Here is a 10283-nt window from a genome sequence, read left to right as displayed (position 1 = left end):
GCACGAGATGCCGCGTCGCTGGACCGTTCGATCGCTCTGCACCCTGTTCGCCGCAACCGTGGCCGTCGCCCTACCCGCGCACGCGAGCGCGCAGCCGGCGCCACCCGGACTCACCCCCGACGACCTGCGCGTCACCGCCACCGCCGACTCCCCCGACGCCGCCGCAGCCGTCGACGCCCTGCTCGACGCCGCGAAGAACCCCGCCGGCATCATCGAGGACCTCCTCTACCCGCCGCGCAACACGCCCCAGCCGTTCATGGAACCGGCGCCGACCTTCGGCATCGGCTGCGGCGGCGGATTCATTCCCTACGCCATGACCACCGGGTGGGCGCAACCCGGCCCGAACGTCAACCCGGACGTCGCGATCGGGCAGCTGAAGATCTTCGTCGCCCCCACCATCCCGGTGCAGCCCGCCCGCGCCGACCTGAAGTTCGTGTGGCTGAACATGGACAACTTCCGCGGCGGCATCGAAACGCTCGACGACACAGTCAACGGCGTCCCCCAGCTGTCGAAAACCGTGAACACCGGAACCGGACCGGTCCTGTCCGCCCTGTTCGGGTCCGTGGAATACGTCAACGGCACCTTCTGCCAGGTCGTGTACACGATGGGCGGCTTCTTCGCCTGACGGCGAGGGGGGCGGCTTCTTCGCCTGACGGCGAGGGGGGCGGTTTCTCCGCCCGACGGCGACAGCGGGTGGCTTCCGCGTCCGAGAAGGACGGGGCGGGTCAGCGGATCCGCTCGGCGGCGCGGGCCACCCGCAGCAGCTCGGCACACAGTTCGGTCAGCTCTGTAGTATCCGCGCCTTCGGCGACCGCGGTCGCGACGTCCTCGGCGGCGCACCGCACCTCGAACGCCCGGTCGGCGAGCGCGACCGCTTCCTCCGCGGAGAGCACCACCGCGCCGTCGGGCAGGCCGGCCTCCCGGGTCAGGGTCCGCTGCTCGTAGGCGCGTTGCCGGCACGAGCGGCGGCAGTACCGGCGCCGACGGCCCACCCCGGCATCGGGGACCGGTCGCCCGCACCAGAGGCAGGTCTCCGGTTTGCGCTCACGTCCGGTCATGGGCCGACACCTTACCGGGGCCGGGCACGCGGCCGGTAAAATGATGCATCCCCGCTGCGCCGCGGGCTGCGGGAACGGATTCGCCCGCGTCGACGTTGTGCATACAGGACGTATCGACGCCCGGTCGTTGCTCGCCGTCCGACGGCGGCCCCCGGGCGGAGCACACAAGAGAGGACACCACCATGGCAGATCGTGTACTGCGAGGCAGCCGGCTCGGAGCGGTGAGCTACGAAACCGATCGGGACCACGATCTGGCGCCACGCCGCATCGCGCGGTACCGCTGCGACAACGGCGAGGAATTCGACGTACCGTTCGCCGACGACGCCGAGATCCCCGGTACCTGGATCTGCAAGAACGGCCTCGAAGGCACGCTCGTCGAAGGCGCCGCACCGGAGCCGAAGAAGGTCAAGCCGCCGCGGACCCACTGGGACATGCTGCTCGAGCGCCGCTCGATCGAGGAACTCGAAGAGCTGCTCAAGGAGCGCCTCGAACTGCTCAAGACCAAGCGTCGCGGAGCCTGATCACCGGCCTGAACCCGGACGACCGAAACTCCGCCGAATGCCGCCCCGTGGCACCGTCCACGCGGCGGCATTCGGCGTTTTTCCCGACGGTGTGTGAAGGCCGCGACGCGGGCACGCCACAAAACGGTCAATCGAAGGCATCATGATCGTTTCGCGTGTAATCATGAGCGCACTCCGATCGATATCGAAAGCGACGACTCGTACGTGCGAATCGGAAATTCCCGGGGGGAATTTCCCTGTTGCTGCACCAGGGAGTGACGGCCATGAACGACAACCACGCACCGGATCCGGAAGTGGAACTCGCCAGGCTGCGCGCCGAATTGGACCACGTGGACGGCCAATTGCTCGACGACGTCCGCGACCGGCTGAGCATCATCGCGCGGATCGCCGATCTCAAACAGCGCCATGCCATCCCGGTGATGCAACCGGCACGGATGCAGCAGGTCCACGAGCGCGCCGCGAACTACGCCCACCGCCACGGTCTGTCCACCGAATTTCTGCACGACCTCTACGAATTGCTGATCGACGAGGCCTGCCGGGTCGAGGACCTGCTCGTCGACGGCGACCCCCCTGCCCGCCAGCGCCTCGCCGATGTCGGCGAGAACCGGAGCTGAGGCCGCCATGCCCATCGACGCACGGCCCACCCGCACCCTGCTCGTCGACAACTACGATTCGTTCACCTACAACCTCTACAGCCTGCTCGCCGAGGTCAACGGCGTGCCGCCGACCGTGGTCACCAACGACACCCCGTGGGACCACATCGACCCCGCCCGGTTCGACAACATCGTCGTCTCCCCCGGACCCGGCCGCCCCGACCGCCCCCGCGACTTCGGGATCAGCGCCCGGGCACTGCTCGACGGCGGACTGCCCGTGCTCGGCGTCTGCCTCGGCCACCAGGGCCTGTGCCACCTGTTCGGGGCGCCGGTCGTGCGGGCCCCCGAACCGGTGCACGGACGCCTGGCCCGGATCGTGCACACCGGCACCGGGCTGTTCGCCGGGCTGCCCCCACGCTTCGCCGCGGTGCGCTATCACTCGCTGATCGTCGAGCAGGTCCCCGACGCACTCGAAGCGGTCGCCTGGACCGAGGACGGTCTGCTCATGGGGGTGGCCCACCGCACCCGACCCTTGTGGGGCGTGCAGTTCCATCCCGAGTCCATCTGCACCGAACACGGCCGCGACCTGCTCGTGAACTTCCGCGACGCCACCCCCACCCGCGGCCCCGTCGTCGTCGCCGCCCCACCACCGCTGCCCCCGCCGAAACCCCGCTATCTCATCGAAAGTCGCCGCCTCGACCGCAATCTCGACCCGCAGGCCGTGTTCGAGCGGCTCTTCGCGGACGGCCCGCACAGTTTCTGGCTCGACGGCAGCGCCGCGGCCGAACCCGGATCCCGGTTCACGGTGATGGGCGACGGCTCCGGGCCCCGCGCCGAATTCGTCACCTACAGCGTCGCCGAAACCCTGGTGCGCGAACACGCCGTCGACGGCACCGTCACCGAACACCACAGCACCTTCTTCGACCACATCGACCGGCGCCTCGCCGAACGTCCGGTCGCGCGCCGCGACGACCTGCCGTTCGCCTTCGGCCTCGGCTACGTCGGCTATCTCGGCTACGAACTGAAGGCCGACGCCGGCGCCCAGCTCGTCCACACCTCGCCCACCGCGGACGCGGCGATGGTGTTCGCCGACCGGGCCGTCGTCCTCGACCACGAAGCCGGCCACTGCTACCTGCTCGCGCTGAGCGCGCAGCCCGGCGAGCGCGCGACCACCGACTGGTTCGACCGCACCGCCGCCGCCCTGGCCGAACTCGACGACGTGACCGTGCCCGCACCCGACGCGGCGCCGCTGCTGCGCCTGGACCGCGACCACCCGATGCGGCTGCGGCACGACGGGCAGCGCTATCTCGATCTGATCGGCCAGTGCGTCGCCGAGATCCGCAGCGGCGAAACCTACGAGGTGTGCCTGACCAACATGGCCACCGTCGAACGCAGCATCGATCCGCTGCGCACCTACGAATGCCTGCGCGAGATCAGCCCCACCCCCTACAGCGCGTTGCTGCAGTTCCCGGGCATCTCGGTGCTCAGCGCGTCCCCGGAACGGTTCCTGCGGATCGACGCGGACGGTGTCGTCGAATCCAAACCGATAAAGGGCACCCGGCCCCGCGGCGCCACCGAGGCCGAGGACGAGATGCTGTGGCAGGACCTGCACTCGAGCGAGAAGGACCGCTCCGAGAACCTGATGATCGTCGACCTGGTGCGCAACGACCTGTCCCGGGTGTGCGTCCCGGGTTCGGTGCACGTGCCCAAGCTGTTCGACGTCGAAACCTACGCGGCGGTGCACCAGCTGGTGTCCACCGTGCGCGGCACCCTGCGACCGGACGTGTCCGCCGTGGACTGCGTGCGCGCGGCGTTCCCCGGCGGGTCGATGACCGGCGCCCCGAAACTGCGCACCATGGAGATCATCGACAAACTCGAGGACGGCCCCCGCGGCGTGTACTCCGGCGCCCTGGGCTATCTGTCCCCGACCGGCGCCGCCGACCTGTCGATCGTCATCCGCACCATGGTCGCCACCGACCACGAGGTGAGCTTCGGCATCGGCGGCGCCATCGTCGCTCTGTCCGACGCGGCCGACGAACTCGACGAAACCCTCGTCAAGGCGGTCGCGATGCGCCGCACCCTGTCCGAAACCCCGCCCCTCCCGGAAGATCCCGGGCGATGACCGGCGGCCCGGTGATCGTGGCCGGCGGCGCGGGCGCGGTCGGGGCACTGCTGGTGACGGCGCTGCGCGCGGACGGCGCCGAGGTGCTCATCCTCGATCCGACCCCGCCACCGGACGACGACACCGCGCTGGCCACGGACATCACCGCCCCCATCGCCCGCGCCGCCACCGCGCTGCGCGCGGCCTCCACCGTGGTGCTGGCCGTCCCCGAACCGGTGGCGCTCGCGGCGATCCCGGTCCTGGGCGGGTTGCTCGCCCCGGGCACGTTGCTCGTCGAAACCCTGTCGGTGAAATCCACGGTGCCCGCCGTGCTGCACACCCACGCCCCGCAGGTGCAGGCGGTCGGCATCAACCCGATGTTCGCGCCGTCGCTCGAACCGGCGGGCCGGCCGGTCGTGGCCGTCGCGCACCAGCGCGGACCGGCGGTGACCGGGTTCCTCGCCGATCTCACCCGCTGGGGCGCGCACGTGGTGGAACTGTCCGCCGACGAACACGACCGGGTCACCGCCGCCACCCAGGCCCTCACCCACGCCGCGATCCTCGCGTTCGGCCTGGCCCTGGATCGGCTGCGGGTCCCCGACATCGCCGCCGCGACCGCGCCGCCGCCGCACGTGCTGATGCGCTCGTTGCTCGCCCGCGTGTCCACCGGCGTGCCGGAGGTGTACCGGGACGTGCAGACCGGCAACCCCTACGCCGACGCGGCCCGGCGGGCGCTGCGGGCCGGGCTCGACGAACTCGACGCGGCCGTCGACACCGACCCGGCCGGGTTCGCGGACCTCATGGAACACGCGCGGCGGCCCCTCGGCGACCGACTCGAGCGGTACCGTGAAACCTGCGCGCAGATCTTCGCCGACCTACCACAGACGACGGACCGTCCGCCGCCCGGGGAGACAGGGGTGCCGTGATGGCTGAACCCGACATCACCTCGCTACGCGCTCAACTGCGCCCACCGTCGTTGCCCCGGCACGACCCCACCGAGCCCGTCGAGAGCAGCGTGATCCGGGCCCTGACCCGGTCCTGGGGCATCCGGGCCACCGTCAAGAAACGCGAACCCGACCTCGACGACCTGTTCGATCCGGACCGCCTCGATTTCCCCGAGGTGCTGATCGCGTTCCACACCCATCGGCGGTACCGCGAGCTCGACGAGCGGCGTCGTGCCCGGCTGCGCGCCTGGGCCTGGATCGCCTACAACAAGAACGTCGTCGACATCGAGCAGTACGTCGTGAATCCCGGATTCGCCTCCGTCACCGGCGACGCCCTGGGCATCGGACCGCACGACACCCTCGTGCTCGGGGTGATGCAGGCGATGGTCGACGAGCAGTACCACACGCTGATGCACCACAACGCGAGCGCGCTGACCCGGCGGCGGCGGGGATGGATGCTGCCGGAGTCGGTGCTGCCCCCGTCCCGGACCGTGCGCGCGCACCGGGACGCGGTCGCCCGCGCCGGTTCCCCCCGCGCCGAGGCGCTGGTGCGTCTCGCGTTCACCACCGTCGCGGAAACCTCGATCAGCGCCTACCTCGGGCTGCTCACCGAGGACGACGCGCTGCAACCGGTCAACCGGGCTACAGTGGCCCTGCACCGACGGGACGAACTGTGTCACTCGTCGCTGGCTGCGGAACTGCTCAAGATCGTCTTCGCCGAACTGGGGCGGACCGATCGGCGCGTGCTGCTCGACGCGCTGGCCGACGGCATCGTCGCGTTCACCGGCGGTGACGCCGCGACCTGGGCGGCGATCGTCGAGCACGAACGCATCCCCGGCGGCAAGGAACTGATCGCCGAAGCCGTCGCCGCCGCCGAGTCGGGGCGGGTGGTCCAGGACTGCAGCGCGATCCGGTCGCTGTGCACGGAACTCGGTGTCGCGGAGGAGCTGCACATCGACTGGTGATCTTCCGGACGGGTGTCCGCCGGCGCCGGCCGGGCGTACGGACAGTCGCTCGACCGGCGCCGGCGGGTGACCGTCAGGCGCGGCCGACGAGTCCGCGCAGCTTGCCCCACCGGTTGCGCAGACCCCACACGGTGACCTTGAGCAGCGCCTCCTGCACGATGTTGCCGCTCATCTTCGAGTCGCCGATGACGCGTTCGGTGAAGGTGATCGGCACCTCGGCGACGGTGAACCCGGCCTGCAGGGTGCGCCAGGCGAGGTCGACCTGGAAGCAGTAGCCGTGCGATTCGATCGCGTCCAGATCGAGGGTCTCGAGCACCTCGCGCCGGTAGGCGCGGTAGCCGCCGGTGATGTCGGCGATCTTCACTCCGAGGGCGAGCCGCGAGTAGAGGTTGCCGCCGCGGGAGAGCACCTCGCGGTGCCACGGCCAGTTCACGACGGTGCCGCCGGGCACGTACCGGGAGCCGAGGACCAGATCGGCGCCGGCGTCGACCTTTTCGAGCAGCAGGTGCAGCTGTTCCGGGGCGTGGCTGCCGTCGGCGTCCATCTCCACCAGCACCGTGTAGTCCCGTTCGAGACCCCACCGGAAGCCGGCGATGTAGGCGGCGCCGAGACCGTTCTTCTCGGTGCGGTGCAGCACGTGGATGCGGCCCTCGCTCGCGGCGGCCAGCTCGTCGGCGACCGCGCCGGTGCCGTCCGGGCTGCCGTCGTCGGCGATGAGCACGTGCACGTCCGGCAGCGCCGCATGCAGCCGGCCGACGATCAGGCGGATGTTCTCCCGCTCGTTGTACGTCGGAATGATGACCAGGGTCCGTGCGCTCGGCGCGCTGTGATCCCCGGCCGGCGTCGCCGCTGCCATCAATGGTCCTCCCTGTCGAAACCGGCCTGGGCCGGTGATCCTGCGGTGCCGGCGTCGGCCGGCTCGGTGCCGTGTCCGGGCTGTGGACGCGACCCCGCGGTGTTGTGTCGCCGGGCCCGCACGAGGGCGGCACCGGCGGCGGCGACGGCGCCGACGCACAGAACGAGTTCCGGGATCGGGCCGAGCCGACTAGCCAGCGTAGTCGTCGTGCGCAGCGGCACTTGCGCCACCAACACCGCGGGCTCGAACAACGGGGTCTGTTCCAGGACCGATCCGTCGGCGGCAACGATCGCGCTGACCCCGCTGGTGGCGGCCACCACGACGGTGCGGCCGTGTTCGACGGCCCGCAGCCGGGACATCGCCAGCTGCTGATAGGTCATCTCGGTGTCGCCGAAGGTGGCGTTGTTGGTGGGTACCGCCAGCAGTTGCGCGCCGGCGTCGACGGCCTCCCGCAGCGCCCGGTCGAACGCCACCTCGTAGCAGGTCGCGACCCCGATGGGGATGCCGGCCGCGTGCACGACCCCGTCGCCGTGGCCGGGCACGAAATGCCCGGCGCGGTCCGCGTATTCGGAGAACAACCGGAAGAAGGACCGGTACGGCAGGTACTCGCCGAACGGCTGGATGATCTTCTTGTCGTGCCGCTCCCCCGGCCCGGTCGCCGCGTCCCACACGATCACCGAGTTGGTGGTGGTGCCGTCGCCGTTGACGAGGACCGCACCGACGGAGATGGGCGCACCGATCGCGGCGGCCGCGGCGGTGATGTCGGCGGCGGCGTCCGGGTTGCGCAGCGGATCGATGTCCGAGGCGTTCTCCGGCCAGATCACCACGTCCGGGCGCGGTGTGGTCCCGGCGCGCACCTCGGCGGCCAGTTCCAGGGTGCGGGCGACGTGGTTGTCGAGGACCGCCTTGCGTTGCGCGTTGAAGTCCAGGCCCAGGCGCGGCACGCTGCCCTGGATCGCGGCGACCGTGATCGTGCGGTCCCCGGCGTCGGGGGCGGGCAGCAACGGCCACACCGCCGCCGCGCACAGCGGGGCCGCCACGGTCACCGCGGCGGCCCGCAGCAGCGGTCCGCGCCGCGGCGCGCTGGACCGGACGACGAGGGCGGCCACCCCGGCACCGGTGAGGGCGACCGCGAAGGACACCAGCGGGGCGCCGCCGGCCGCGGCCAGGGCGACCAGCAGCCCGTCGGGTTGCCCGAACGCCAGCCGCCCCCACGGGAATCCGCCGAACGGCACGCTCGCGCGCAGGAACTCGGTCAGCGACCAGCACGCCGCGATCCACAGCGGCGCCGCGGGCAGCGACCGCACGTGCACGACCAGCGCTCCGAACAACCCCACGAACAGGGCCTCGACCGCGGCCAGCGCCAGCCACGGCAACGGCCCGACGTACACCCCGATCCACGGCAGCAGCGGCACCAGAAAGCCCAGGCCGGCGAGGTATCCATAGCAGAACCCGGCACGTCGATGCAGCGGTTGTGCAATCAATACAGTGATCAGCAAACCGATGCCGAGCGGGGCGAGGAACCACAACGGGCGCGGCGGGAAACTCGCGAACAGCAACAGCCCGGCGAGCACCGACAGCACGGCCCGCACGGCCACCGCCCGCACCGCCCGCGCGGCCGGCCCGGTCACCGCTCGTACACGATCCGGCCGCGGTGCACGCTGCGCACCAGCACCGGATCGTCCGTGCCCGGTGCGAGATCCGGCAGCGGCGCCACCCGCGACCGCGGATCCGTCGACCACCGCTGCACGCTGTCCTTCGGGGCGCTGATCACCAACTCCCCCGCCTCCCACACCGCATACGAGGCCGGCGCCCCCGGATCGAGGGTGCCGGCCAGCCCGTCGCGGACCCCACCGGCCCGCCACGCGCCGCGGGTCGCGGCGGCGAACGCGGCGCGCGGTGAGATGCCGCTGCCCGGTGTGTGATGGTGCACGGCGGCGCGCAGCATCGGCCACGGCCGCGCCGCGGTCACCGGCGCGTCGGAGCCGAACGCGAGCGACATCCCGGTCGAGGCGATCCCGGCGAAGTTGTTCAGTCCGGCCGCCCGGTCGGCGCCGAGCCGTGTGGCGTACATCCCGCCCGGGCCACCCCACAGCGCGTCGAACATCGGCTGCATGCTCGCGATCACCCCCCACCGGCCCAACCGGGTGGCCTGCTCGACGGTGAGGGCTTCGGCGTGTTCGAGCCGGTGCCCGCGGGCGGCGACGGCGGGCCCGCCCAGCTCGTCGGCGACGGCGGCGAACGCGGCGGCCGCGGCGGCGACCGCCGCGTCCCCGATGACATGGAACCCGGCCTGGATACCGGCGGTGGTGCACGCCCGCACGTGCGCGGTGATCTCCTCGCCGGTCAGGTAGGCGGTGCCGCAGCAGTCGGGGCGATCGGCATAGGGGCCGGTCGTCCACGCGGTGTGGGAGCCGAACGCGCCGTCGACGAACAGGTCACCGCCGAGGGCGTGCGCGCCGGTGGCGGCGAGCAGCTCGGCGGCCTGCTCGGCGGTGCCGACCGCTTCCCCCCAGTAGCCGCGCACCTGCACCGGGTGGTCGGTGCCGAGCAGTTCGGTGAAGTCGTCGCGGCCGGAGATGTCGGGGCCGCCGCATTCGTGGACGGCGACGATGCCCGCCGCGGCGTAGTCGTCGAGGGCGGCGGCCCGCGCCCGGGCCCGCTGCGCCGCGGTGAGCCGGGCGCGCGCGGCGGCGCGCACCGCGTGATGCGCGGCGGCGGTGAGCGGCTGCTCGGGGTGGCAGCCGGCAAGTGCGGCCGGGTCGGCGGCAGCGCGCAGCGCGGTGGACGCGGCCGCCGAATGCGCGTCGATGCGGGTCAGGTACACGGCGCGGCCGGGGGCGGCGGCGTCGAGGTCGGCGGTGGTCGGGGCGGTCGCGTCCGGCCAGCGGCTCTCGTCCCAGCCGTGCCCCCACAGCACCGGGTCGTCGCAGCCGGCGGCGTGCTCACGCAGCCGCCGCAGCGCGTCCTCCCGGCTGGTGGCGCCGGTCAGGTCCAGCCCGGTCAGGGCCAGGCCGTGGGCGGTGACGTGCACGTGGGTGTCGACGAACGCGGGGGCGACGAAAGCGCCGTCCAGGTCGACGATCTCGGCGTCCGGGTGCAGCGCGCGGCCGGGCCGGTCGGCCCCCACCCACACGACCTGCCCGTCGGTGACGGCCATCGCGGTGGCATCGGGGGCGCCGGCGCTGTAGATACGGCCGCCGACGAGAAGCTGGGTGTGCGGTGCTGGACTCACGAGCGTCCAG

At 72.1% G+C, this 10283-nt stretch carries 10 protein-coding genes; 6 read left to right on the top strand and 4 right to left on the bottom strand.

The features are described from left to right. Positions 1–7: 7 nt before the first annotated feature. Positions 8–625, top strand: coding sequence for a hypothetical protein (locus tag ACWDUD_RS05100; protein ID WP_450108550.1), 618 nt, complete (start codon positions 8–10; stop codon positions 623–625). A 100-nt stretch (positions 626–725) separates the two neighbouring features. On the opposite strand, the gene ACWDUD_RS05095 is transcribed toward ACWDUD_RS05100, so the two are convergent. Beyond that, on the bottom strand, positions 726–1058 hold the full coding sequence (locus ACWDUD_RS05095; RefSeq protein ID WP_450108549.1) for a hypothetical protein: 333 nt from the start codon (positions 1056–1058) through the stop codon (positions 726–728). A 182-nt stretch (positions 1059–1240) separates the two neighbouring features. Here ACWDUD_RS05095 and ACWDUD_RS05090 point away from each other — a divergent pair, with 182 nt between their 5' ends. The 5 genes from ACWDUD_RS05090 (at position 1241) to ACWDUD_RS05070 (ending at position 6182) form a co-directional block, all read left to right on the top strand. Next, a complete protein-coding gene (locus tag ACWDUD_RS05090) occupies positions 1241–1579 on the top strand; it encodes an RNA polymerase-binding protein RbpA (protein ID WP_420753528.1) in 339 nt (112 codons plus the stop codon). Between the two features lie 263 nt (positions 1580–1842). Then, on the top strand, positions 1843–2193 hold the full coding sequence (locus tag ACWDUD_RS05085) for a chorismate mutase family protein (RefSeq protein WP_450108548.1): 351 nt from the start codon (positions 1843–1845) through the stop codon (positions 2191–2193). A 7-nt stretch (positions 2194–2200) separates the two neighbouring features. Beyond that, positions 2201–4294 carry an aminodeoxychorismate synthase component I gene (gene pabB / locus ACWDUD_RS05080; protein WP_450108547.1) on the top strand — a complete coding sequence of 698 codons (2094 nt, stop codon included), beginning with the start codon at positions 2201–2203 and terminating at the stop codon, positions 4292–4294. Then, positions 4291–5199 carry a prephenate dehydrogenase dimerization domain-containing protein gene (locus ACWDUD_RS05075; RefSeq protein WP_450108546.1) on the top strand — a complete coding sequence of 303 codons (909 nt, stop codon included), beginning with the start codon at positions 4291–4293 and terminating at the stop codon, positions 5197–5199. The genes pabB and ACWDUD_RS05075 overlap by 4 nt, the downstream gene beginning before the upstream one ends. Further along, on the top strand, positions 5199–6182 hold the full coding sequence (locus ACWDUD_RS05070; RefSeq protein WP_450108545.1) for a diiron oxygenase: 984 nt from the start codon (positions 5199–5201) through the stop codon (positions 6180–6182). Before ACWDUD_RS05075 ends, ACWDUD_RS05070 begins: the two co-directional genes overlap by 1 nt. 73 nt (positions 6183–6255) lie before the next feature. Here the strand turns inward: ACWDUD_RS05070 and ACWDUD_RS05065 are convergent, their stop codons facing one another. Genes ACWDUD_RS05065 through ACWDUD_RS05055 form a run of 3 tightly spaced genes read right to left on the bottom strand, consistent with a single transcriptional unit; the run spans position 6256 to position 10273 of the window. Next, on the bottom strand, positions 6256–7038 hold the full coding sequence (locus ACWDUD_RS05065) for a polyprenol monophosphomannose synthase (protein WP_197250259.1): 783 nt from the start codon (positions 7036–7038) through the stop codon (positions 6256–6258). Then, positions 7038–8669, bottom strand: coding sequence for an apolipoprotein N-acyltransferase (gene lnt / locus ACWDUD_RS05060; RefSeq protein ID WP_450108544.1), 1632 nt, complete (start codon positions 8667–8669; stop codon positions 7038–7040). Before lnt ends, ACWDUD_RS05065 begins: the two co-directional genes overlap by 1 nt. Further along, positions 8666–10273 (bottom strand): amidohydrolase, encoded by a 1608-nt coding sequence (locus ACWDUD_RS05055; protein ID WP_450108543.1) that lies wholly within the window; start codon positions 10271–10273, stop codon positions 8666–8668. The genes lnt and ACWDUD_RS05055 overlap by 4 nt, the downstream gene beginning before the upstream one ends. Positions 10274–10283 lie beyond the last annotated feature (10 nt).

This window comes from Rhodococcus sp. NPDC003382, from assembly GCF_053589135.1.
The sequence above is the reverse complement of the archived record's forward strand: the minus strand, read 5'-3'. Positions and strand labels throughout refer to the sequence as shown.